The organism is Streptomyces coelicoflavus (assembly GCF_003112555.1).
Lineage (GTDB): Bacteria > Actinomycetota > Actinomycetes > Streptomycetales > Streptomycetaceae > Streptomyces > Streptomyces coelicoflavus.
Genome location: NZ_BEWB01000003.1, coordinates 362,643 through 386,589, shown reverse-complemented (window position 1 = coordinate 386,589; position 23,947 = coordinate 362,643). Strand labels below are relative to the sequence as shown.

General features: G+C 74.9%; 22 protein-coding genes. 14 read left to right on the top strand and 8 right to left on the bottom strand.

Going from position 1 to position 23,947, the window contains the following annotated elements; genetic code table 11:
• Nucleotides 1-26: 26 nt before the first annotated feature.
• A complete protein-coding gene (locus tag Sco07f_RS06910; RefSeq protein ID WP_087790190.1) occupies nt 27-1,049 on the bottom strand; it encodes a hemolysin family protein in 1,023 nt (340 codons plus the stop codon).
• On the bottom strand, nt 1,046-2,425 hold the full coding sequence (locus tag Sco07f_RS06905; protein ID WP_087790191.1) for a hemolysin family protein: 1,380 nt from the start codon (nt 2,423-2,425) through the stop codon (nt 1,046-1,048). Before Sco07f_RS06905 ends, Sco07f_RS06910 begins: the two co-directional genes overlap by 4 nt.
• 293 nt (nt 2,426-2,718) lie before the next feature.
• Here Sco07f_RS06905 and Sco07f_RS06900 point away from each other — a divergent pair, with 293 nt between their 5' ends.
• From Sco07f_RS06900 to Sco07f_RS06890, 3 genes are all read left to right on the top strand, one after another.
• Entirely contained in the window at nt 2,719-3,672 is a 954-nt protein-coding gene (locus tag Sco07f_RS06900; RefSeq protein WP_007451615.1) for a sporulation protein, read from the top strand.
• A gap of 108 nt (nt 3,673-3,780) precedes the next feature.
• Nucleotides 3,781-4,236: a tellurite resistance TerB family protein gene (locus Sco07f_RS06895; RefSeq protein ID WP_007451613.1), complete on the top strand. Its 456-nt coding sequence runs from the start codon at nt 3,781-3,783 to the stop codon at nt 4,234-4,236.
• A gap of 187 nt (nt 4,237-4,423) precedes the next feature.
• On the top strand, nt 4,424-4,678 hold the full coding sequence (locus tag Sco07f_RS06890; protein ID WP_087790192.1) for a twin-arginine translocase TatA/TatE family subunit: 255 nt from the start codon (nt 4,424-4,426) through the stop codon (nt 4,676-4,678).
• A gap of 20 nt (nt 4,679-4,698) precedes the next feature.
• Here the strand turns inward: Sco07f_RS06890 and Sco07f_RS06885 are convergent, their stop codons facing one another.
• Nucleotides 4,699-6,342 carry a penicillin-binding transpeptidase domain-containing protein gene (locus tag Sco07f_RS06885; protein WP_108987261.1) on the bottom strand — a complete coding sequence of 548 codons (1,644 nt, stop codon included), beginning with the start codon at nt 6,340-6,342 and terminating at the stop codon, nt 4,699-4,701.
• A gap of 18 nt (nt 6,343-6,360) precedes the next feature.
• Complete coding sequence (locus Sco07f_RS06880; RefSeq protein WP_108987260.1) at nt 6,361-7,431, bottom strand: CE1 family esterase; 1,071 nt, start codon at nt 7,429-7,431, stop codon at nt 6,361-6,363.
• Between the two features lie 115 nt (nt 7,432-7,546).
• On the opposite strand from Sco07f_RS06880, the gene Sco07f_RS06875 reads away from it, so the two are divergent.
• From Sco07f_RS06875 to Sco07f_RS06845, 7 genes are all read left to right on the top strand, one after another.
• A complete protein-coding gene (locus Sco07f_RS06875) occupies nt 7,547-8,479 on the top strand; it encodes a LysR family transcriptional regulator (RefSeq protein ID WP_280524558.1) in 933 nt (310 codons plus the stop codon).
• Between the two features lie 259 nt (nt 8,480-8,738).
• Complete coding sequence (locus Sco07f_RS06870; RefSeq protein ID WP_108987258.1) at nt 8,739-9,617, top strand: serine hydrolase; 879 nt, start codon at nt 8,739-8,741, stop codon at nt 9,615-9,617.
• Nucleotides 9,618-9,711: 94 nt separating this feature from the next.
• Nucleotides 9,712-10,083, top strand: a complete 372-nt coding sequence (locus Sco07f_RS06865; protein WP_007451484.1) for a DUF6479 family protein — start codon at nt 9,712-9,714, stop codon at nt 10,081-10,083.
• 323 nt (nt 10,084-10,406) lie between these two features.
• The gene (locus Sco07f_RS06860; RefSeq protein ID WP_108987420.1) at nt 10,407-11,483 is read left to right on the top strand and encodes an aminopeptidase P family protein; all 1,077 of its coding nucleotides are present in this window, start codon (nt 10,407-10,409) and stop codon (nt 11,481-11,483) included.
• A 99-nt stretch (nt 11,484-11,582) separates the two neighbouring features.
• A complete protein-coding gene (locus Sco07f_RS06855) occupies nt 11,583-12,563 on the top strand; it encodes a nucleoside hydrolase (protein ID WP_007451480.1) in 981 nt (326 codons plus the stop codon).
• A gap of 111 nt (nt 12,564-12,674) precedes the next feature.
• Nucleotides 12,675-14,354 (top strand): glycoside hydrolase family 13 protein, encoded by a 1,680-nt coding sequence (locus Sco07f_RS06850; RefSeq protein WP_108987257.1) that lies wholly within the window; start codon nt 12,675-12,677, stop codon nt 14,352-14,354.
• A 176-nt stretch (nt 14,355-14,530) separates the two neighbouring features.
• Nucleotides 14,531-15,352 (top strand): hypothetical protein, encoded by an 822-nt coding sequence (locus Sco07f_RS06845; RefSeq protein WP_108987256.1) that lies wholly within the window; start codon nt 14,531-14,533, stop codon nt 15,350-15,352.
• Nucleotides 15,353-15,379: 27 nt separating this feature from the next.
• On the opposite strand, the gene Sco07f_RS06840 is transcribed toward Sco07f_RS06845, so the two are convergent.
• Nucleotides 15,380-16,729, bottom strand: a complete 1,350-nt coding sequence (locus tag Sco07f_RS06840) for a helix-turn-helix domain-containing protein (protein ID WP_007445674.1) — start codon at nt 16,727-16,729, stop codon at nt 15,380-15,382.
• Nucleotides 16,730-16,841: 112 nt separating this feature from the next.
• Between Sco07f_RS06840 and Sco07f_RS06835 the strand changes: the two genes are divergently transcribed.
• Nucleotides 16,842-17,033, top strand: a complete 192-nt coding sequence (locus Sco07f_RS06835; RefSeq protein ID WP_108987255.1) for a hypothetical protein — start codon at nt 16,842-16,844, stop codon at nt 17,031-17,033.
• Between the two features lie 107 nt (nt 17,034-17,140).
• Here the strand turns inward: Sco07f_RS06835 and Sco07f_RS06830 are convergent, their stop codons facing one another.
• Together Sco07f_RS06830 and Sco07f_RS06825 are read right to left on the bottom strand one after the other, a co-directional pair.
• Nucleotides 17,141-18,220 (bottom strand): hypothetical protein, encoded by a 1,080-nt coding sequence (locus tag Sco07f_RS06830; protein ID WP_108987254.1) that lies wholly within the window; start codon nt 18,218-18,220, stop codon nt 17,141-17,143.
• Nucleotides 18,221-18,343: 123 nt separating this feature from the next.
• Nucleotides 18,344-19,600 carry a PP2C family protein-serine/threonine phosphatase gene (locus tag Sco07f_RS06825; protein WP_108987253.1) on the bottom strand — a complete coding sequence of 419 codons (1,257 nt, stop codon included), beginning with the start codon at nt 19,598-19,600 and terminating at the stop codon, nt 18,344-18,346.
• Between the two features lie 111 nt (nt 19,601-19,711).
• Here Sco07f_RS06825 and Sco07f_RS06820 point away from each other — a divergent pair, with 111 nt between their 5' ends.
• The 3 genes from Sco07f_RS06820 (at nt 19,712) to Sco07f_RS06810 (ending at nt 21,654) form a co-directional block, all read left to right on the top strand.
• A complete protein-coding gene (locus Sco07f_RS06820) occupies nt 19,712-20,218 on the top strand; it encodes a hypothetical protein (protein ID WP_108987252.1) in 507 nt (168 codons plus the stop codon).
• A 72-nt stretch (nt 20,219-20,290) separates the two neighbouring features.
• On the top strand, nt 20,291-21,208 hold the full coding sequence (locus Sco07f_RS06815) for a hypothetical protein (RefSeq protein WP_108987251.1): 918 nt from the start codon (nt 20,291-20,293) through the stop codon (nt 21,206-21,208).
• Between the two features lie 44 nt (nt 21,209-21,252).
• Complete coding sequence (locus Sco07f_RS06810) at nt 21,253-21,654, top strand: ADP-ribosylation/crystallin J1 (protein WP_108987250.1); 402 nt, start codon at nt 21,253-21,255, stop codon at nt 21,652-21,654.
• Nucleotides 21,655-21,695: 41 nt separating this feature from the next.
• On the opposite strand, the gene Sco07f_RS06805 is transcribed toward Sco07f_RS06810, so the two are convergent.
• Complete coding sequence (locus tag Sco07f_RS06805; RefSeq protein ID WP_108987249.1) at nt 21,696-23,777, bottom strand: PhoX family protein; 2,082 nt, start codon at nt 23,775-23,777, stop codon at nt 21,696-21,698.
• Between the last annotated feature and the right edge of the window lie 170 nt (nt 23,778-23,947).

Sequence of the window (23,947 nt, the reverse complement as noted above, 5' to 3'; positions counted from 1 at the left end):
GCCCGGCCGGTGGAAGGTTCCCGGCGTCAGGCCACCGGCGTCGTCGGGCCCACCAGTTCCGTCAGGACGTCCTCCATCGTCACGAAGCCCAGGACCGCGCCCGTCTCGCCGGTGACCGCGGCGAGGTGGCTGTCCTCGGTGCGCAGGGCGGTGAGGGTGTCGTCCAGGGGGGTGTCGATGCGGACGCGGGTGACGCGGTGCAGGCCCGTGCGCGGGAAGGGGCTCTCGCGGTCGGTCAGGCCCAGGGTGTCCTTGATGTGCAGGTAGCCGAGGACGGTGCCGCCGGGGCCGGTGACCGGGAAGCGGGAGTAGCCCGCGTCGGCGGCCATGCGTTCCAGCTGGGCCGGGGTGACCGTGTGCGGGACGGTGCGCATCTTCTGGGCCGGGACGAGGATCTCGCCGACCGGGCGGGTGCCCAGTTCCAGCGCGTCGCGCAGGCGCTCGCCGTCGGCCGGGGTGAGCAGTCCGGCCTCGCTGGCGTCGACCACCATGCGGGCCAGCTGGTCGTCGGTGAAGACGGCCTCGACCTCGTCCTTGGGCTCCACCCGCAGCAGCTTGAGGAGCGTGTTGGCGAAGGCGTTGATGCCGAAGACGACCGGCTTCAGGGCGCGGGTGAGCGCGACCAGCGGCGGGCCGAGGACCAGCGCGGTGGTCGCCGGGGCGGCCAGCGCGATGTTCTTCGGGATCATCTCGCCGATCAGCATGTGCAGGTACGTCGCCAGGGCCAGGGCGATCGCGAAGGCGACCGGGTGGACCAGCGCGTGCGGCATGTGGACCGCCTCGAACACCGGCTCCATCAGGTGCGCGATGGCCGGTTCCGCGACCGCGCCGAGCACCAGGGAGGAGACGGTGATGCCGAGCTGGGCCGTGGCCATCATCTGGGAGATGTGCTGAAGGCCCCACAGGGTCATCCGGGCGCGCTTGTCGCCCGTCTTCGCGCGCGGCTCGATCTGGCTGCGGCGCACCGAGATCATGGCGAACTCGGCGCCCACGAAGAACGCGTTGGTCAGCAGCGTCAGCGCGCCGATGAGGAGCTGTACGACGGTCATCGGGCCGGCTCCCGCTCGTCCTGCGCCGACCGGTCGCCGGCCGGCTGCTGCTCGTACGCCGACCGGGCGTCGTCCGGCACGGGTGCCGTGACGCGCAGGCGGTCGGCGCGGTGGTGGTCGACGTCGAGGACGTCGATGCGCCAGCCGTCGAGGGCGACCACGTCGCCCTTGGCGGGGATGCGCGTCAGGTGGGTGGCGACCAGTCCCGCCAGGGTCTCGTACGGGCCCTCCGGCGCGGTCAGGCCGATGCGCTCCAGGTGGTCCAGGCGCAGCGAGCCGTCGGCCTCCCAGGCCGCGCGGCCGTCCGCGTCGGCGGGGGCGGGCAGCAGGTCCGGTATCTCGACCGGGTCGTGCTCGTCGCGCACCTCGCCGACGACCTCCTCGACGATGTCCTCGACGGTCGCCACGCCCGCCGTACCGCCGTACTCGTCGATGACGACGGCCATGGTGCGGCTGGCGCGCATGCGCTCCAGGAGGCGGTCGGCGGGCAGGCTGTCCGGCACCAGGAGCGGCGCGGTGGCCAGCTCGGTGACGGGGGTGGTCCGGCGCTTCTCCGGCTCCAGGGCCAGCACGTCGCGGATGTGGACCGTGCCGACGACCTCGTCCAGGCTGTCCCGGTAGACCGGGAAGCGGGACAGGCCGGTGGCGTGCGACAGGTTCGCGGCGTCGGTGGCGGTGGCGTGGGCCTCCAGGGCCTTGACGTCCACGCGCGGGGTCATGACGTTCTCCGCGGTCAGCTCGCTCAGGTGCAGGGTGCGCACGAACAGCTCGGCCGAGTCCGCCTCCAGGGCGCCCTCCGCGGCCGAGTGCTGGGCGAGCGCGACCAGCTCCTCGGCGCTGCGGGCGGACGCCAGCTCCTCGGCCGGTTCCAGGCCGAAGCGGCGCACGAAACGGTTCGCCGTGTTGTTCAGGTGCCGGATGAAGGGGCCGAAGGCGGTGGTGAAGCCGCGCTGCGGACCCGCGACGACCTTGGCGACGGCCAGCGGGCGCGAGATCGCCCAGTTCTTGGGGACCAGCTCGCCGACGACCATCAGGACGACGGTGGAGACGATCACGCCGAGCAGGGTCGCGACCGTCGAGGTGGCGCCGCCCAGGCCGATCGCCCGCAGCGGGCCGCGCAGCAGCACCGCGAGGGACGGCTCGGCCAGCATGCCGATGACCAGCGAGGTCACCGTGATGCCGAGCTGGGCGCCGGACAGCTGGAGGGTCAGGGAGCGTACGGCCTTCAGGGCGCCGTCGGCGCCGCGCTCACCGGACTCGGCGGCCCGCTCCAGGTCACCGCGCTCGACGGTGGTGAGGGAGAACTCGGCCGCGACGAAGACCGCGCAGGCGAGGGTGAGCAGGAGGGCCAGCAGGAGCAGCAGGACCTCGGTCACCGTGCCACCCCGCTTCCCTCACGCACGTACGGGGGAACTGGCGGGCCGGCCGTGGCACGGCCGGTACTAGGGGGCTCCATTACGGAACGGGACTCCTTAACGGGGTCGATGGGCGCCGGTACCAGCCGGGCACCCGAGGGTTCTCCCTCATGGTAAAGGACGAGCAAAAAGATCGGGAGTCCTGAGACCCCTATGCTTCTACTCGCCTGTAGAGAACGGCCGGAGGATTCCGGTTGTTCCCACGGGTGCTCTCGCAGGAGTTCCCGCACGAACGTGAAGGAGTGAACGCCTCGATGGTGTTCAAGCGGCTGCTCGGTTCCCTCGGCGTGGGCGGGCCCACGGTGGACACGGTCCTCGACCCGGGCGCCGCCCGGCCGGGGGGCACGCTGTCGGGCCGGGTCCGCCTCGTCGGCGGCACCGCCGACCACGACGTCGAGCACGTCGCGCTGGAGCTGGTGGCCCGCGTGGAGACCGAGCACGAGGAACACGGCGACGGGGAGGGCGTCGTCGTCTTCGACCGGCACGTCGTCGGCGGCGCCTTCCGGCTCGCGGCGGGCGAGGAGACCAGCCTGCCCTTCGCGGTGCCGCTGCCCTGGGAGACCCCGGCCACCGAACTGCACGGGCAGCCGCTGGGCATCGTGCTCGGCGTGCGTACCGAGCTGGCGGTCGCCGGCGCCCGGGACAAGGGCGACCTGGACCCGCTGACCGTGGCGCCGCTCCCGGCCCAGGAGGCCGTCCTGGAGGCCCTCGGACAGCTCGGCTTCGGCTTCCGCTCCGCCGACCTGGAGTACGGCCGCATCGGCGGCACCGGGCAGCAGCTGCCCTTCTACCAGGAGGTCGAGCTGACCCCGCCCCCGCGCTACGCCCACCAGGTCAACGAGATCGAGCTGACCTTCCTCGCCGTGCCCGGCGCCCTCGAGGTGGTACTGGAGGCGGACAAGCGCGGCGGCCCCTTCGCCGACGGGCCCGGCGGACACGGCGGCCACGACGCGCTCAGCCGCTTCACCGTCCCGCACGAGGGCCCGTCCGGCCCGCAGGACTGGAACACCCTCGTCGACGGCTGGATCCAGGAGCTGGTCGAACACCGTGCGTCGTACGGCTCCCACGCGGTGTACGGCCACGAGTCCGGGGTCGGTGCCGCCGTCGTGGCCGGGGCCGCGGGCATCGCCGGGGGGATGGTGGCGGCCGAAGTCGTCGACGAGGTGGGGGACTTCTTCGAGGGCGACTCGGACGACGGGGAAGGCTGATAGTTTCTACAGTGCTGTAGAGACTCGGGCCGGTCCCGGTCTCCCCGACCAGCCCCGACCAGCCCGATCACCCCTTCCCGTCCGACCGGTACGGAGTACGGAGTTCTCATGGCCCTGTGGGACCGCTTCAAGGAGTCCGCGTCGCAGATGCAGACGCAGCTCGTGGCGAAGAAGAACGACCTCAAGAGCGGCGCCTTCCGCGACGCGAGCATGGCGATGTGCGCGCTGGTCGCCGCGGCCGACGGCACCGTCGACCCCTCGGAGCGGCAGCGGGTCGCCCAGCTGATCTCGACCAACGAGGTGCTTCAGAACTTCCCCGCCGACGACCTGCGCCGCCGGTTCGAGGACAACCTGAACAAGCTCACCGCCGACTTCGCCTTCGGCAAGGTCGGCATCCTCCAGGAGATCGCCAAGGCGAAGAAGAAGCCCGCCGAGGCACGGGCCGTGATCCAGATCGGCATCGTGATCGGCGGCGCCGACGGGGACTTCGACAAGGACGAGCGCGCCGTGGTCCGCGAGGCCTGCTACGCCCTGGACCTGCCGCCGCACGAGTTCGACCTCTGAGACCTCGCCGACCTCGGAGACCTCGCAGGCCCCGCAGGCCCCGGAGAGCTCCGATAGCTCTCAAGCCTCTGGCTCCTCCGAGAGCTCCGGGGCCCGGGCCGCGGCGCCCGGCCCGCCGGCCTTGCCGTAGATTCCGTGTGTGGGCCCGTGCCGCGGGCCCACACCGTACGTTCACCAGGGGAGCACCGTGTTCGGACTCAGCGAACTCGCGATCATTCTCGTCGTCGTCGCCGTCGTCCTCGCCATCAAGAAGCTCCCCGAGCTGACCCGCTCGGCGGGCAAGTCGGCCCGCATCCTCAAGGCCGAGGCCCGCGCCGCGAAGGACGCGGACGAGCCGGGGACGCCGCGTGTCATCCAAGGGGAGACGGTCGACCGCGAGGCCCCCGGCACCGGTACCGGCAACAGCACCGGCGCCGGCACCCAGGACCCGCCTCGCGCCTGATCCGCGCACCGCCGGCCGGCTCAGGACGGGTCCTCCGGTACGGCCGACAGCAGGCTGTGCACGACCGGGCCCGCCGAGCCGCCGCCGGTGACGCCCTCCTCGACCACGACGGCGACGGCCACGTTGCCCCGGTGGGCGACGAGCCAGCCGTTGTTGTCCTGGTCGTCGGAGACCTCGGCGGTGCCGGTCTTGGCGCCCACCTCACCTGGCAGGTCGGCCAGGACGCGCGCGGTGCCGTCGGTGACGGTGGCCCGCATCAGCCCGCGCAGCTGGGTGACGACCTCGTCGGGGAGCGGCTCGGTGCGCGTCTCGTCCTCGTTGCCCGCGGTGAGCGACGGCTGGTGGAACTCGCCGGAGACCGCGGTGGCCGTCACCGACGCCATGATCAGCGGGTTGGCCTGGACCCGGCCCTGCCCGATCATCGACGCCGCCTTCTCCGTCTCGTCCTTGGGCGCCGGCACCGAGCCGTCGTACGTCGGGATGCCGGCGTGCCAGACCTGGCCGATCCCGAAGTAGGTGCGGGCGACCTTCCCCAGCTCCCCGTCGTCGAGCTTGCCGCGCAGGCTGATGAAGGCGGTGTTGCAGGACTCGGTGAAGTCCTTGCGGAAGGTGGCGCCGGGGTGTTCGGACGTCTCCACGTTGTGGAACTCCTTGCCCACCGTCAGGTACTTGGGGCAGTCCACGACGTCGTCCGGCGCGACCGCCCCCTTGAGCAGCAGGGCGCTGCTCGTGACGATCTTGAACGTGGAGCCGGGCGCGTAGGTGCCGGAGGCGGCGCGGTTGAAGCCGGAGGAGGGGGAGTTGGCGAGGGCGAGGACCTCGCCGTTGTCGACGCGCAGGGCGACGAGCGAGGCGTTCTTGCCGCCGGCCTCCCCCAGGGCCTTCTCCGCGGCCGACTGCCAGGTGGCGTCCAAGGTGGTGCGCACGGGCCGGTCCGCGGCCCCCGGGTCGGGCTTCTTCCCGAAGGACGCCTCGGTGCGCACGGTCTTCCCGCTGGCCCGGTCGACCAGCTCGACCGCGCCGCGCGGACCGCCGCCACCGCCCGCGTCACCCGCGAGCCGTCCCAGGAGCGGGGCCAGGGACGGGTAGTCGGCGCCCACGAGGGAGGTGCCCTCGCGGTCCGTGACCTTCGGCGGCGCGGTCTCCTCGCGCTCCAGGCGGAACTTCTCCGTGTCGCTCAGCCGCGGATGCACCAGGGACAGCCGCCAGTCCACCTTCCAGCCCCCGTCCTCCTGCTCGCGCAGCGGCAGCCTCGATTCGTACGTCCAGGTGCCCAGGCCGGTGACCGGCATCCTGGCGGTGAAGGGGACGCCGAGGGTGCCGTCCTCCGCCTCCTCCGCCCCGTCGTCCGCCGCCGTCAGCTTCGGCTTCTCGATGTCGAGGCCCGCGGTGAAACTCTGCAGCACCTCCTGAGCCCTGCCGGGCTCGGTGGTGCGGCCGGCCGCGCTCGGCAGCCGCCCGGCGGCCCAGTCGGCGAGGAAGGCGCGCGCCTGTTTCATCGCGGCGGGGTCGGGTCCGTCGTCGCCGCGCGCGAAGGGGCCGAGCCCGGCGGCGTACGAGCCGCCCGCGGCGATCGCGAGCACGACGCCCACGGCGGCGACGGCCCGCACCCCGTTGCGGGGCCTGCGGCGGCGGGGAGAGGTGAGGTAGGGGGAGTCGGACATGGGACGGGTCCTTGTCGGTCAGCGGCCGGGGCCGGGGTCGGCGAAGAAGTCGAGGATCGTGTCGGTGGCGTCCAGGGCCTTGCTGACCGGGCCGAACCCCTCGGGCGGCGGGACGGTCGAGCCCGGCCAGGTGTGACCGGCGTCCTCGACGACGAGGAGTCGCACGGTGCCGTCCGGCCGCCGTGCGCCGCCGGGAGCACCGGTCCCGAACCGCCACACCGTCCGGTCGTAGCCCTCCTCCTCCCGCGTGACCGGCTCGCCCGCGCCCCCGGCCGCCGCGAACGCCGCCGCGGTGTCCCGGGCCGACCGGGTCGGCAGGATCGGCTCCTCGGGGTCCGGCGGCGGGGAGGGCAGACCCGCCAGGGGCCGTACGGGGTCGTCGGCGCCGTAGACGACCATGACGGGGACGGGCCCGGTGGGCTCGACCGCGGCGTCGCCCGTGGGCAGCTGACCGGAGACCGAGGCCGCGCCCGCCAGCAGACCGGGGCGCTCGGCGGCCACGCGCAGGGCCATCGAGCCGCCGTTGGAGAACCCGGCGACGTAGACCCGTTCGGGGTCGGCCCGCTCGGTGCGGACCAGGTGCTCGACCAGCGCCTCGGTGAACCGCACGTCCCGCTCGGGGTCCGGGCGCTGCTTCGTCGCCCGCGTGCCCGCGCCCCAGCCGTGACCGAGGCCCTCGGGGAAGGCCACGAGCATGCCGCGCGCGGTGGCGGCCTTCTCCAGCCGGGTCTTCGCCCGCAGCTCGGCGGCGTCGGCACCGCGGCCGTGGAAGGCGACGACCAGGGGCCGCGGGCCGTCGGCGGCGGAAGACGCGGGGGTGGAGGCGGGCCGGTGCAGGAGGTACTGGCGGACGTCGCCGTCCACCCGGAGCTGTTCGCGGGTTCCGGGTGCCGCCGTACCCGTACCCGTACCGCCGCCGGTGTCGCCGCCGGTGTCGCCGCCGGTGCCGCCACTGGTGGCGGACGACCCGCTCGACGGCGGTGCCGCGTCCGGACGGCCGGAGTCGGTGGCGCAGCCGGCCAGGGGGAGGACGAGGGCGAGGGCGAGCACGCCGGGCCAGCGGCGGGAACGTTCACCAAAGGAGCTCATGGCCCGAGGAGAGCAACCCCGCCGAGTCCCTGTCCAAGACCGATATGGATGTCGGATCGATCAATCCCCGATATGATTACTGGTCGTGGACCTGGTGCGGCACCTGGAGTGCTTTGTGGCTGTTGCAGAAGAGTCACACTTCGGGCGTGCCGCCGTCCGGCTCGGCATGGCCCAGCCACCCCTGTCGCAGCGCATCCAGCGGCTGGAGAAGGAGCTGGGCGTCCGGCTCTTCGAGCGCACCAGCCGCCAGGTGACGATCACCGAGGCGGGCACGCTGCTGCTCGGCGAGGCCCGCGAGCTGCTGGCCCGCGCCGAGGCGCTGCGGACCGCCGCGCGCCGCATCCGGGACGGCGAGAGCGGTCTGCTGCGCGCCGCGCTGTCCCCCGACATCTCCGGCGAGACCGTCGCCGCGCTGCTGGCCGGCTTCCGGCGCCGGCACGCGGGCCTCGAGCTGGAGCTGCACGAGCTGACCACCGCCCAGCAGCTCGCCGGGTTCGCCGCGCACGAGCTGGACGTCGGCCTCATCCACCACCCGTGCGACGTCACCGGCCTGGAACTGGGCCCGGTGCTCCGCCGCGACCTCGGCGTCCTGCTGCCGCGCGGCGCCCCGCAGACGGAGCTGGACGAGGTGCCGCTCGCCGCCCTCACCGGCTACGACCTGGTCCTCTTCCCGCGCGCCGACGCCCCCGCGGTCTACGACGACCTGCTCACCGCCTGTGCCCGCGGCGGCTACACGCCCGCCGCCGTACGGCACGGGCAGGGCGCCGGCTTCGCCCGCGGGCTGGTCCTGTCCTCCGGGGCCGTCGCCCTCGGCCCCCGTGACTCCCGACTGGTGACCCCCGGCGACCAGGATGTGGTCTGGCGCCCGCTGGCCGGGGCCGCACCCGCCTGGCGGCACTCCGCGGCCTGGCCCAAGGGGCGCGGCGACGCCGCCGTCGGCGCCTTCGCGGACGCGGCCACCCACGCCCTGCGCACCACGGCCGGCGCCCACTCCGAGACACCGGCCCGACCCCTGCACCTTCGCCCGGCATCGGAGTACTGGCTATGACCGACCACGCCCTCCTCGGCCACCCCGCCGGTGGGACGCCGCACCGCAGGGAGCCCCGGGCCATGACCGACCGTGCCGCCCTCGGCCGCTCACCGGCACGCCCCGTGACCGGCCCGGACCACCCACCGTCGACGCCCCTCGCCCCACCGGCGCCCTCCGCCCCCGGCGGCGCCCTCCGGGCAGCACGGGCCCCGGCCGACGCACACCTCGCGGCAGCCGCCCCGCCGACGGGCCCCCGTCCCGCAGGGGAGCCCCGGCCATGACCGACACCGCCACCGCCGCCCGGCTGGACGCCGCCTTCGCCGACGCCGGGGTCACCGGGTGGCTGCACGCCGTCGACGTCGACTCGGGGACGCAGGTCGGGGTCCGGGCGGACCAGCCGGTGTGCACGGCCAGTGTCCACAAGCTGTGCGTGCTCGTGACCCTGCACGAACTGGCGGCGGCCGGGGCGCTGGACCTCACCGAGCAGGTCGAGTGCCCTCCCGACGGACGCACCCCGGGGCCCACCGGACTGGCGGCCATGCTCGACCCGGTCCGGCTGTCGCTGCGCGACACGGCGTTCCTGATGATGTCCGTCAGCGACAACACGGCCGCCGATCTGCTGCTGCGCCGGGTCGGCCTGGACGCCGTCAACCGCACCGCGGCCCGGCTCGGCCTCACCCGGACGCGGGCGGTGCACGGCTTCGGCGAGATGCTGGGCACCATGCGCGAGGACGCCGGGCCGGGCGGTGCCCGGGCGCTGGCCGACCCGCACGTCATCACCCGGCTGCGCGCCCTGGACCCGGCCCGCACCAACCGCAGCACGCCGCGGGACATGACCCGGCTGCTCGGCGCGGTGTGGCGGGACGAGGCCGCTCCGCCCGAGTACGGCGCCGCGATGCGCCGGATCATGGGCCTCCAGGTGTGGCCGCACCGCCTGGCCTCGGGCTTCCCCTTCGACGACGTCCACGTGGCCGGCAAGACCGGCAGTCTGCCGACCCTGCGCAACGAGGTCGGCGTCGTCGAGTACCCCGACGGCGGCCGCTACGCCGTGGCCGTCTTCACCCGCACCGCCCACACCGCGGCCGTACTCCCGGCGGCGGACGCGGTGATCGGCACCGCGGCCCGGATCGCGGTGGACGCCCTGCGGGCCCCCTGACGGCCGGGGCGCCGCCGCAGTCGGCACCCATCGCAAGAACGCCAACCAGGACACATCGGGCGCTTTATGCCATTTGGGGGTACATAATCAGAGCATGAGTACGGCAACGTATGTAGTGCTGGCCGCGCCCTCGGGCGGGCTGAAAGTGTTGGTGGTCTTCATCATCGGGCTGGTGATCGCCGGCGCGCTGGTCTGGGCCGTACGCACGGGCATGCGGGTCATGGACCGGGAGCCCCGCCGCCCCCGTGCCGACGAACAGCCGCACCTCCCGGACACCGGTCCCGTCCACGAGGAGCGGGAGATACGGGAGCCGGACGAGATCCCGCTGAACGAGGACGGGAGCCCGCGGCTCATGCCCTACCAGCTGCACCACTCGGGCAGCCGGCGGGGCGACGACCAGCAGCGGCGCCGCTGGTCGCCGGGGTCGAGCGGATCCTTCGGCAGCGGTGGGCCGGGGCACGTCTGAGTCACCCGTCCGGCGGTGCGGCACAGGCGCGGCGGTGCCCTCCGGCCTTCACTTGCGGAGACCCGCGTGACCGCGGCGGAGATGCCCCACCAGGTCCCTGGAGGCGACGACATGGCCGATCCCGGAAGGCCCGCCCGCGCCGCGCGCCGCCGTCAGCCGTGAACGGCCCGCGCGGGACGGGTGAGACACCCGTGACCGGCGAGACCGGCGAGACCGGGCGGACCGGCGAGACCGGTGGGACGCCCCTGCCGGGTGCCGGTACGGGTGCAGGCCCGGGCGACGGCACCCCCGCCGCGTTCACGGACGAGGTCTACGCGGCCCGCATGGAACGCACCGCGTACGAGGCCGCCGCCCTCGGGCTCGCCGGGGTACTGGTCACCCCCGGCCCCGACCTGGTGTGGCTGTGCGGCTACCGGCCCACCGCCACCACCGAACGCCTGACCCTCCTCGTCCTCACCGCCACCTCCCAGCCCCGGCTGCTGGTTCCGGCGATCGACCGCCCGACCGCCGAGGCGGCACCCGGCGCGGGCGCGGTACGCGTCTTCGACTGGTGGGAGGGCCAGGACGCCTACGCCGCCGCGGCCGGACTGCTGCGCCCGCACGGCCGCTACGCCGTCGCCGACGGGACTTGGGCGCTGCACCTGCTCTGCCTCCAGAAGTCCCTGCCGCTCGCCACCTACCAGCCGCTGTCCGTCGTCCTGCCCATGCGGCGCGCGGTCAAGGACGAGCACGAGGTGGCCCGGCTGACGGCCGCGGCAGCGGCGGCGGACGCCGCGTACGAGGAGGTCCTCGCCCTGCGCTTCGGCGGGCGCAGCGAGCGCGAGCTGGCCGCCGACCTGGCCGGACTGCTGCGCGGGCACGGCCACAGCCGGGTCGACTTCACGGTGGTCGGCGCCGGACCCCACGGGGCCGACCCGCACCACCGGCCCGGCGACCGTGTCATCGGGGACGGCGACATGGTCGTCCTGGAGTTCGGCGGCCTGCGGGACGGCTACGGCTTCGACACCGCCCGCACCGTCCACGTCGGGGCGCCGACGGACGAGGAGCGCCGGGTCCACGAGACCGTACGGGCCGCGCAGCGGGCGGCCTTCGGGGCGGTACGGCCCGGGGTGTCCTGCCAGGAGGTCGACCGGGCGGCCCGCGCGGTGCTCGAGGAGGCCGGCCACGCCGGGCACGGCGCGGCCCGCACCGGCCACGGCGTCGGTGTCACCACGCACGAGCCGCCCTATCTGGCGGAGGGCGAGGAGCAGCCGCTCGAACCCGGCATGTGCTTCTCCCTCGACCCCGGCATCCACCTCCCGGACCGGTTCGGCGTCCGCATCGAGGACGTCGTCACCTGCACGGAGGACGGCGGACGGCGGCTCAACACCGCCCCGCACGACCTGGTGATCGTCCACTGACGGGACCCCGCTCGACCCCGGCCGCGGGTGCCGCGCCGCACCGCTCCGTGCCCGGCGTAGGGTCACCGGCGCCCCGCACGCCACCGTAAGGAGCCCGCCGTGACGACCGCCTCCGACCAGCAGCATCCCATCCCGGTGATCATCGACTGCGACACCGGCATCGACGACGCCCTGGCCCTGCTGCTCGCGGTCCGCCACCCGCGCCTCGACCTGCGCGCGGTCACCTGCGTGGCCGGGAACACGGACGTGGCGGGCGTCGTGCGCAACACGCTGACCGTGCTGGAGCGGGCCGGCGCGCCGGACGTCCCCGTCGCCCGGGGTGCCGAGCGGCCGCTGATCGAGGGCGTGCGCACCGCCCGGCACGTGCACGGGGCCGACGGCATGGGCGACCTCGGGCTGCCCGCGCCGACCCGCGCCCCCGCCGACGTGGACGCGGTGACGCTGCTGCGCCGGGAGATCCTCGCCTCCCCGCGCCCGGTCACCCTGATCCCCACCGCGCCGCTGACCAACATCGCGCTGCTGCTGCGCACCCACCCGGAGGTCACCGGCAACATCGAGCGCATCGTGTTCATGGGCGGCGCGGTGGCCACCGGGAACGCGACGCCGGTCGCCGAGTTCAACGTGTGGCACGACCCCGAGGCCGCCGCGATCCTGCTCACCGCCGGGGTGCCGATCACGATGTACGGCCTCGACGTGTTCGAGCGGGTGATCGTGCCCGGCCCGGACGTCCGGCGGCTGCGCGCGAGCGCCGAGCCCGGCACCCGGCTCGCCGGGGAGCTGCTCGCCCACCGGGGCCCCGCCACCGACGCGACGGACCCCGGCGGCGGGCTCGGCGACGCGGGCGCGGTCTGCGCGGTGATCGACCCGGCGGGCCTGACCACGCACCGGCTGCCCGTCGAGGTGTCCCTGGCCCCCGGCCCGTCCCGCGGCCAGACCCTCGTCGACCGCCGGCTGCGCGTCGGCGAGTCCGAACTGCACGACGGCATGCGCGAACAGGCCCTGGTCGACGTGGCGTTGGACGTGGACGTGGCCCGGTACGTGGACCTGTACCTCGGCACGGTCGAGCGCACGGAGGCGTAGCCCCCGGCGCGTCGCGGGCGCACGGGTTCCCTTTTCGGGTGATCTGGACAGACGTACCAGACCGGTTCGTGTCGCCCGCACGTACCGGCTCGGCATCTCGAAGGAGGCCGCGTGACCGTACGCAGCACCCCCAGCACCCCCAGCACCCCCGACCTGTCGTCCAAGGATCCCAACTGGTGGCGGCAGGCCGTCATCTACCAGGTCTATCCCCGCAGTTTCGCCGACGCCGACGGCGACGGTCTCGGCGACCTCCGCGGTGTCACCCAGCGCCTCACCCACCTGGCCGCCCTCGGCGTCGACGCCCTGTGGCTGAGCCCCTTCTACCCCTCCGAACTCGCCGACGGCGGCTACGACGTCGACGACTACCGCGACGTCGACCCGCGTCTGGGCACGCTGGACGACTTCGACGCGCTGGCCGCCGAGGCCCACCGGCTGGGCCTGAAGGTGATCGTCGACCTGGTCCCCAACCACACCTCGCACCGCCACGCGTGGTTCCGGGAGGCGCTGGCCGCCGGCCCCGGATCGGCGGCCCGGGACCGGTACGTCTTCCGTGACGGCCGGGGCGCGCACGGCGAACTGCCGCCCACCGACTGGCAGTCCGTCTTCGGCGGCAGCGCCTGGCAGCGGGTGCCCGACGGACAGTGGTACCTGCATCTCTTCGCGCCCCAGCAGCCCGATCTGAACTGGGAGAACGAGCAGGTCCGCGCCGACTTCCGCACCACGCTGAAGTTCTGGTGCGACCGGGGCGTCGACGGCTTCCGCGTCGACGTGGCCCACGCGCTGGTCAAGGACCTGACCGAGCCGCTGCGCGACCTCGGCGCCCCCGAACTGAGCGGCGAGGCGGCCCTGACGGAGTTCGCGCCGGGCACCCACCCCTTCTACGACCGCGACGACGTCCACGAGGTCTACCGCGACTGGCGCAAGATCCTCGACGCCTACAGCCCGCCCCGCACGGCCGTCGCCGAGGCCTGGGTCCCGGGCGCCCGGCGCGTCCTGTACGCCCGCCCGGACGAACTGGGCCAGGCCTTCAACTTCGAGTACCTCCAGACCGGCTGGGACGCGGCCGAACTGCGTGAGGTCATCACCGGTTCGCTGGCCGACGCGCGGGCCGCCGGCGCCTCGGCGACCTGGGTGCTGTCCAACCACGACGTCGTGCGCCACGCCACCCGCCTCGTGCTGCCGCCGGACACGGACACCGACGCCTGGCTGCTCTCCGGCGGCCGCGCGCCCGCCGTCGACCCGGCGGCCGGACTGCGCCGGGCCCGCGCGGCGACGCTGCTGATGCTGGCGCTGCCCGGCTCGGCCTACCTCTACCAGGGCGAGGAGCTGGGGCTGCCCGAGGTGGCCGACCTGCCCACCGAGGTCCTCCAGGACCCGATCTGGGAGCAGACCGGGCACGTCCGCAAGGGCCGCGACGGCTGCCGGGTACCGCTGCCGTGGACGACGGACGGCCCGTCGTACGGCTTCGGCGCGGGCGGGGCGTGGCTGCCGCAGCCGCCGGACTACACGGCGTACGCCGTCCAGGCCCAGGACGGGGTGGCGGGCTCGACGCTGGAGCTGTACCGCACCGCCCTGCGCCTGCGCCGCAAGCTGCTCGACGGCGAGGCGCTGACCTGGTCGGACGACGTCCCGGCCGACGTCCTGCGGTTCGACCGCTCGGACGGCTGGCGCTGCGTCACCAACCTCTCCGGCGCCGCGGTCGACCTGCCCGCAGGAGAGGTCCTGCTGAGCAGCGCGCCGCTGGAGGACGGCCGGCTGGGCCCGGACACGACGGTCTGGCTGGCCCTGTGACCCGTCCCCCGCCTCCGCCCCTGCCCCTCTCCCTCCCCCGCCGCTCTTGATCCCCCCCGCCCGGCGCGCTCACCCGGACGGCCGCGCGCGCTGGTGGCGGGGCGGGGACGGTGGTGCCGTGGAGGGGTGACCGATCCTGAACGGCGCCGGTCGCACCGGCCCGCCAGGAGGCACCGATGCAGCTCGCCCCCGCCGCCCGTCCGTCGCACACCCGCGCCGCCCGCCCGCTGCTCGGCGCCGCGCTGTCGGCGGTGCTGGCGCTGACGGCGACCGCCTGCGACACCGCCGGCGGGCGGACCCCGGGCCGGGCGGCCGGGACCACGCCGCCGACCGCGCAGTCCCCGGCCGCGCTTCCGTCAGCCGCCCTGCCGCCGGTGCTCACCCGGGGGCAGGCGCGGGCGGCCCTGATCACGGCGGCCGACCTGGGGGAGGCGTGGGAGCCCACGCGGGGCGCCGCGACCTGGCGGGACGAGGTGCTCAAGGCCACCGCGGAACGGACCGGGCCCGGCGACTGCCGGCGGCTGCTCGACATCCTCTACACCGAGGACCTCTTCGGCGGCGGCGCCACCACCGCGCCACGGGCCACCGCCGCCCTGGACGACCCGGACGGCGGGGCCCAGCTGCACTACCGGATCACCTCGTACCGCGCCGCCGACCTCGACAGGACGCTGGCGTGGCTGGGGACACTGCCGGACACGTGCGGCCGCTTCGAGGCGGGCACCGACGACACCGGCCGGGACAGCCGGGACGTCCGGGTCACCGCCCTGACGCCGCCGGAGGCGGGGGACGCCCGCCGGGGTCTGCGGGTGACGGTGGGCGGCACCCGCCCCGGCGGGGTCCTCACCGTGGACCTCGTCGCCGTCCGCGTCGGCGACGACGCGCTCAGCCTCACCAACGGCACCCTCGGCGAACCGGCCGACGACGCCACCCTGACGGCCGTCGAGGTGGGGACGCGACGGCTGACGGAGGTCCGGCGGCAGGGCCGGGCCCAGGTGTGACGGCAGGACGTCGACGGCACCGCGCGGCTACAGCGGCGGTTGTGCGGGTGCCGGTCCCAGGGTCGTCGTGCCGGGCGCGGTGCGGTGCCCGAGGCCGGTGCGGTACGCGTCCAGGGCCGCCTCGACGCGGCCGGTGCGGCGCAGCAGGTCGCCGAGGAGCCGGCACAGGTCGGCCAGGTCACCGGCCGCGCCGGCCCGCTCCAGCAGGCTCAGCGCGCGGACGTAGTGCTCCTCGGCGGTCTCGGTGTCCCGGGCGTCCTCGGCGATGATGCCGAGCAGCCGGTGCGCACCCGCCGCGTGCACGGCGCCGCGCTCCGAGGAGAGGTCGTGCAGGACTCCGTGCAGCAGCTCCGCGGCCTCCTCGGACTTGCCCCGCCGGTGCAGTACGTCGGCCAGCTCGACGGCGACCTGGCTGCTGTAGAGGGCGGCGCGGGTGGCCGACAGCATGCCGAGGGCCTCGCGCATCTCCTCCTCGGCGCGCGGGAGTTCGCCGTTCTGGGCGCAGACGTAGCCGCGCATCCAGTGGCAGTTGGCCAGCTCGGTGCGGAGTTGCAGCGTGCGGTACAGCTCGGCCGCCTTGGCGAGCGAGGCGTCGGCGTCGGCTAGGCGGCCCTCGGCGAGCAGCGTGCGGGCGACGGAGCGGTGCATGCGGGCCACCAGGGCGGGATCGCCGGCGCTGGGCGCGAGGGAGAGGGCGAGTTCGGCGGCCTGGGCGGCGCGCGCGTGGGCGCCCATGTCCATGTACGGGCCGATCGCGCTGGCGTAGAGCAGCAGCAGCGCGTCGGGGTCGTGCAGGCCGCCGCGGTTCAGCTCGTCGAGCGTGGACTCCAGCAGGTAGACGGCGTACCGCAGTTCACCGGCGAGGTAGTGGGACAGGGCGCGGCCGCGCAGGGCGGGGACCCGGGCGGGCAGCGGGGCGCCGGCGTCGGCGAGGCACTGCTCGGCCCGCTCGAAGTACTGCCGGCCGGAGGCCAGTTCGCCGGTCTCGACGGCGCACTCCCCGAGCCCGAGCAGCGCGGCGGCCCGCTCCTCGGCCAGGTCGTACGCCTCGGCCTCGGCGAGCAGCTCGGTGTACTGGCCGGCCGCCTGTTCGGCACCCTCGGTGGCGAGGGTGCGCTGCGCTCCGGTGAGCCTGAGCCGCAGGTCGGTGGCGAGGTGGGCGGGGCGTCCGGTGGCCAGCTCCTCGTAGCCGACGCCGAGTCGCTCGGCGAGGTGCCGCAGGGCCTCGTCGGAGGGGCGGACGCGGCCGGCCTCGAGGGTGGAGATGTAGGCGGGCGTGTAGGCCGGTTCCGCGAGCTGGCGCTGGGTCATGCCGCGCTCGGCGCGCAGTCGCTGCACCCGGCGTCCGACGGCGTTTCGGTCGTCACGGTCACCCACTGCCAACTCCCCCTGAGGCTCTTGCCGTTCGACTCGGACGGCTCTAGGTTAAACGGCGTATTAAGCGCGCTTAACCGCGCTTGACACAATCCCTGATCCCGCAGAGGACACCGTGCCCGTACGTACCCGCACCGCCGAACGTTACGCCAGAGCGCTCGCCGCCGCCGTCGCCGCCGTGGCCGGGCTGCTGCTGGCCGCGAACGCGGCCCCGGTGGACACGGAACCCCCCACCTCGTCCCCGGCGCCGATGTCCGGCACCGCCCCCGCCCCCGCCCCGGACGACCTGGCCGCCGTGACCCCCTAGCCGCCCCGGCCGCAGGCGGACCACCGGCCGGGCCACCGGTGGGTGCCGACCGGAGTGCCGGTGGGTGCCGACCGGAGTGCCGGTGAGTGCCGGCCGGGGTGCCGTGCTCAGCCCTGGGTCTGGAGCCGGCTCAGTTCGCGTTGGACGTGGTCCAGGGCGCCCTCGCGGCGGCCCGGTACGCGGCCGCGCAGCGCCGCCAGCGGCGGTCCCAGCTCACGGGCGGGTCCGGCGTCGCGGATGCGGCCCCACTGGTGGTGGGCCCGGTCGACGGCCGCCTCCACCGCGGGCGCCTGCGGGGGCTGCCCGGCGCCGAGCCGGGCCTCGGCCACCGTCAGCCAGGCCCGGCAGCTGCGCACCGGGTCCCCGGCGAACATCGCCAGGTCGGCCCGGACCTCCGTCCAGTGCAGCGCGTCCTCGGAAGCGGGCCCGTACGTGTGGGCGGCGGCCCGCTCGTGCCGGGCGGCGAGCGCGTCGGCGTCGCCGTGCCGTCCGGCCTGCACGGCGGCGGCGATGACGGCGTGCGGGTCGCCCGCCATCGGTCCCGGCGCCGTCAGCACCAGGTCGGCGCCGGTCACCGCACCGCTGCCCGGGGTGTCGGCGGCCGCGCGGGCCAGTGCCTGCTGGTGCAGCTCGTCCGGCGGCGGCCGGTGCCCGCTGCGCAGGATCGTCGCCACGCCCCGCATGTACGACGGGACGGCCACCGTCCGCCGCGCGGGCGGCGGCGCGACGCGGCCGTAGACGGCGTTGTTGCGCCCGGAGTCCAGCGGGCCGGTGCGCAGCCACTGCCAGGTCTCGTGGTCGGCGTGCAGGTCGAGCAGCAGCGTCGTCGCGCCGCTCGGCCGCAGGCGCAGCTCCTCGCGGATCCAGTGCCAGGGCAGGGCGGTGTAGCGGACGTTCGCCGGGGTGGTGCGGGCCAGCGCCAGGTGCGGCAGGCGCTGGCGCCGGTCCAGCTGGAGCTGCCCGGCGACGTAGACGGTGAGCGGCCCGGGGGCGGCCGCCGCGGCCCGCAGCCGGGTGAGGACGGCCTGCGGCTCCAGCGGGTCGGCGAGTTCGACGACGTTCGCCGTGTCGGTGCCGGAGAGCACGGCGGGCGGCACGGCCGCGAGCACGGGGAGCACGGAGGCGGCGTCCACCAGGCACCCACGGCCCACGGGCGCCGCCGCGAGCAGCAGCACGGTTCCGGGCATGTCCCCTCCCCCTGTGGTTCCTGCCGGCCTCCGCCGGCCTTCGTCGGCCTCCGCCGGTTCCCGGCGATCGCCGTCGATCACGTACGGCAGCACCGTAACCGCTACGGCTGCGAAGCGGAGCACTCACCCGTAGGCCGGCTCCCCCGGGCCCGGTGTCCGCCGTACCGCGAAGACGGTGGTGTCGTCGGCCAGCCGCCCCCGGCAGTGGCGCAGCGTGCCCTCCCGTACGAGGGACACCAGACGCGCGGGCGCGGCAGCGCGCGCGTCGGCGGCGACGGCGCGCACGATGTCGTCGGCCGGCCGGTAGAAGACCCCGGCGGGATCGCGGGCCTCGGTCACCCCGTCGGTGACCAGCAGCAGCGTCTCGTCCACGGCGAGACGCAGCCGGTGCACCGGTGGTGCCGCACCCGGCCGGCCCGGCGAGAGTTCGGCCATGCCCAGCGGCAGCCCGCCCGCGACCGGCAGGGTGCGCACGCCGCCGGGGCCGACCGCCATCGGGGGCTCGTGCCCGAAGACGACGACGTCCACGGCGTCCGGCAGACCGGGGGAGAAGCCGATCAGCACGGCGGTGGCGAACCGGTCGCCGTCCGACCGCCCGAGGCCCGCGGTGTGCTCGCGGTGGCGCACCATGCGTACCTCCAGGCGCTCGGCGACCGTCGCGAGGTCCGGTTCGTGGTAGGCGGCCTCGCGGAAGGTCCCGAGCAGCGCGGCGGCCGTCTCCACCGCGCCCAGCCCCTTGCCCTGCACGTCGCCGACGAGGACCCGGGTGCCGTGCGGACCGGGCTGGATGTCGTAGAAGTCGCCGCCGACGCGGGCCTCGCTGTCCGCGGCGAGGTAGACGGCGGCGTGGTCCAGGCCGCCGAAGCCCACCGGGAGCGGGCGCAGCACGGTACGGCGGGTGGTGTCGGCGATGTCCCGCATGTGCAGCATGCGCCGCTCGCCGCCGACCCGGAACGCGGCGGCCACCACGGCGACGAGACCGCCGAGGACGACGAGGACCAGACCGGGCAGCCCGGTCTCGTCCCGGTGCTGCCAGACGGTGTCGGCCATGACGTAGACGCCGACCGCGAGTACCACGAAGACGGCCGTTCCCCACACCCCGCAGATCGCGGCGGCCACCCCCGGCACCAGCACCGTCCAGGAGATGATCTCGAACGCGCCGGTGGTGATGTCGCCCGCGGTGATGCCGACGAGCAGGAGCAGCGGGAACAGCCAGGCGACACTGCGGCCGCGCACACTGAGAAGCTCCTGCCGGGACACGGCGTCTCCCTGACCGGCGGCGTGCACGAGCCGGCCGAGCGGCCGCCACCGGGCGCGCACCGGCCTGCGGACACGACCCCTCACGGGCCCCAGCGAAACACGCCCCCGGCCGGCCCGCATCCCGACTTGCCGCCCGGCGCGGCCAGGTGTGCCCTGGTAGACGGGGGGTGGCAGACGGGGGCGGGACAGACGGGGCGAGGCTAAGACGGGGCGAGGCTAAGGAGTGCGCTCATGGCTCACGCGGTATCCACACCCGGAACACCCACCGGCGCCCGCACCGGCCCGGGCCCGGGCACGCCGAGGCGTACGACGCCCGACGTCCTCGGCAAGAAGACCCACCTGCTGGTGAAGTGGGCGATGCCCGTCGCGGCGGCCCTGGTCTACGGCTACTGGGTCGCGTCCGTCCGCCGCCACGGCGGCCCCATCACCACCACGAACCTGCTGTACGGCTTCATGTCGATGCTCGCGTTCGCCATCCTCTACTTCGCCATCAGGGCGGTGGGCCGGCGGCTGCCGCGCGAGGGCCACGCGGCACTGTGGGGAGCGTTCGCGGGCAGCGCGCTGGGGTTCATCTACTCGGGCAGCGGCGTCGCCATGTTCACGTGCGTCCTCGCGTCCCTGCTGCTCGCGGGGGCGGTGACGGCCGCGCTCGTCTACCACTACTACACCCGCCACGACGCCCAAGACGCCCAGGAGGCCCGGGCGGCCCGGGCGGCCCGGGCGGCCCGCACCACCTGACCGGCTCGTCCCGGGCGGCCATATGCAGTCACGCCGGTCGCTCCGGGGCGGCGCGAGGGCTTCCCTGGGAGGGTGTTCCCACGCCTCAGGGGCGCCCTGTCGGCCGTCCTGATCGTCCTCACCGGCCTGCTCGCACCGTGCGCGACGCTGGCCGGCTGGGCGATGCACGGGCCGGCCGACACCGGCCGGTACGTCGCGACCGTGGCACCGCTCGCCGACGACCCGGACGTACGGAACTCGGCCGCCGACACCCTGGGTTCCGGATTCGCAGGGATCGTCGGGGAGGCCACGGCCGGCCCCGTGAACGGCACCGTGCGGCTCTTCGTGCGGGACGCGGCCCGGTCGTTCACCCGCACCGAGGCCTTCCACGAGGGCTGGGACGCGGCCAACCGCACCGTCCACGCCACCGTACTGCGCGCCCTGCGGGACGACGCGACGGCCGGACGCGCCGTCACCGTCGACCTGGCCCCCGTCACCGAACGCGTACGGGACCGGCTCGCCGAGGACGTGCCCTTCGCCCGGCGCATCCCGGTCCGGCACACCGCGGTCACCGTGCTCACGGCCCACCAGGCGGACCGGCTCAGGGAGGGCTACCGCGTGCTCGACGTCGCCGCGTTCTGGCTGCCGCTGGCGGCCGTCGTCTTCGCGGTCGCCGGCATCGCCGTCGCCGCCCGCCGCCGTCGCGCCGTCACGGCCGCCGGGATCGGCACCGCCCTCGGCGGGGCGCTGCTCGCCCTCGCCGTCGTGGTCGGCCGGCGGCTCACCGTCGCGGAACTCCCCGGCCCGGTGGACGGCCCCGCCGCGGGCGCCGTCTACGACGCCCTCACCGAAACCCTGCGCACCGCCGCCTGGCTCCTGGTCGGCCTCGGCCTCACGGTCGCCCTGGCCTCCTGGCTCACCGGACGGTACGGCCGTCTCCCGAGCCGCCGCTCCCGCGCGGAACCCGGCACCGATCCCGCACCGGCCCGCCCGACCCGCACCGGCCGCTGAAACGACGTGACGGCGCCCGCGCCCCACGGCTACCGTCGCCGACCATGACCAAGACGAACCCCGAGACCGGGACGGTGCCGGTGCCGGTGCCGCGGTCCGGGACGACGACGCTGTGGCGCCCCACGGGCCCCGAGGAGCTCGCGCTCGTGGAGGCCTCCGGCTGGACGGCCTGGCCCCCGCGCCTGCCCGAGCAGCCGATCTTCTACCCGGTCCTCAACGAGGACTACGCCGTCCGCATCGCCCGCGACTGGAACGTCCCCGCCTCCGGCGCGGGCTACGTCACCCGCTTCGAGGTCGACGCCGGGTTCCTGGAGCGCTACCCGGTCCGCCGGGCCGGCGGCGAGACGATCCTGGAGCTCTGGGTGCCGGCGGAGGAGCTGACGGAGTTCAACCGGCACATCGTGGGCCGCATCGAGGTCGTACGGGAGTTCCACGCACCGGCGTAGAACACCCGACGACCCCGTAACCCGCTGCCGCCCGGACCGGCTCAGACGCCGATGTCGCGCCCGTCCGCGCGCCAGACCGCCACGACCGCCGGGCGCACGATCTTCCCGGGCCCGTCGGGCCAGGTGCTGGCCGGCTGCTCCACGGAGGCGCCGTCGACCTCGCCCGGGTGCTGCACCGCGACCAGCACCCGCCGGTCCTGAACGAGCGGGCCGCAGGTCTCGGCGCCGGTCGGCACGGTCAGGAACTGCTTCAGCTCACCGCGCCGGTCGCCCCTGGTCGCGACGCCGAAGAGCCCGTCGTGGCTGCCGAGCGCGTTGCCGTCGGTGGAGATCCACAGGTTGCCGTGGTCGTCGAAGGCGACGTTGTCCGGGCAGGAGATCGCGCTGACCCGGTCCTTCGGGAAGCCCGCGAAGTAGGTCGCCGGGTCCTCCGGGTCACCGGCGACCAGGAACAGCGACCACCCGAAGCGGGTGGCGTCGGCCCGGTTCCACCGCTCGGTCAGCTCCAGCACGTGGCCGTGCTTGTTGGAGTTGCGCGGGTTGGCCTCGTCGGGACCGGCGTAACCGGCCTTGCCCCGGTTGGAGTTGTTGGTGAGGGCGACGTACACCTTGCCGGTCGTCGGCGACGGCTCGATGTCCTCGGGCCGGTCCATCTTGGTCGCGCCGACCTTGTCCCCGGCGAGCCGCGTGAAGACGCACACCTCTTCGGCGCTCATCCCCTCGACGTGCGAGACGGCCCCGTCCTCGGTGGCGGTCACCAGCGGAATCCACTCGCCGCCGCCGTCGAACTCGCCGTCGCGCGGCAGCGTCCCCGTCCCGTCGATCTCGATGGCGGGGGAGTCGCCGTCGAGCCTGGCGACGTACAGCGTCCCCTCGTCGAGCAGCGAGAGGTTGTGCTCGCGCGCCCAGCGGGAGTTGCCGTGCCGCATCCGCTTGCTGCCGACGAACTTGTAGAAGTAGTCGAACCGCTCGTCGTCGCCGGTGTAGACGACCGGCCGCCCGTCGTGCGTCAGCCGCACGGTCGCGGCCTCGTGCTTGAACCGGCCAAGCAGCGTGTGCTTGCGCGGCGTCGACTCCGGGTCGTACGGGTCCAGTTCGACGACGTACCCGAACCGGTGCACCTCGTTCGGCTCCCGGGCGACGTCGAACCGCTTGTCGAACCGCTCCCACTTGCGCTCGGTGGCGCCGGTCCCGATCCCGTACCGCTTGTCGGTGGCGCTGGAGGCGTTGGCGAAGTACTGGTTGAAGTTCTCCTCGCCGTGCAGCGTGGTGCCCCACGGGGTGGTGCCGCCGGAGCAGTTGTTGAGGGTGCCCAGCACCTTGCGGCCGCTGCGGTCGGCGGAGGTCCTCACCAGGTCGGACCCGGCGGCCGGGCCGGTCAGCCGGAACTCGGTCGTGGCGGTGACCCGCCGGTTCAGCCGATGCCGCGCCACGGGCGTCAGCCGCCCGCTCCTGCGCTCCTCCTCCACGGCGACGACGGACAGCCCGTGCGCGGCCCAGGCGATCTCGACCTGCTCGCGGGTCGGGTTCTCGGGGTCGTAACCGCGGAACATGAGCACCTCGTCGGTGTACTCGTGGTTCGCGACGAGGAGCTGACGGTCGTGCTCACCGCGCAGGGGCAGCAGCGCGAGGAAGTCGTTGTTGTACCCGAACTGCCCGGCCTGCGCCCTGGCGCTCTGCTTCTCCGGGTCGAAGGCCGGTGCCCCGCGCAGGATGGGTTCACCCCAACGGATGACGACGTCCTGCCGGTAACCCTCCGGAACGGTCACGGCGTCGTCGGTGTTGGGCGCGACGGGCGTGAACCGCAGCCCGCGCGCACCGCGGTCCCGGGACGGCTTCCCGTGCCCCTTCCCTCCCGCCGCCGGCGCGGCCTGCGCCGACGGCGCCCCCGCCACGCCCACGGCCCCGGCGCCCGCCGCGGCGACGGTCACGACGGCGGCGGCCCGCATCATGGAACGGCGGCTGAGCGCCCCGGCGATGACGTCCCCGACGTACTCGTTGTCGCTGGTGTTCGGCACCTCGTGGAAGCAGGCGTCACCACACCGGAAACGGCAGGTCATCGCGGACCGGCCGCCGGGGTGCGAACCGGACGGCGTTCCGATCAACGGCAGGAGCTTGCGCACTGTGTTCTCCCCTTGAGAATCCCTGTATGCCCTGGTGTCAGCGCGACCGTAGGCGCACATACGTGCGGGGACCGGGCGTCGCGGTGAACGGGGAGTGAACCCACGGAATCCGTGAGGGTCTCAGCACGACGTCTCGATCCGCCCTTGACGCGGCATCGCCCGCATGCCAG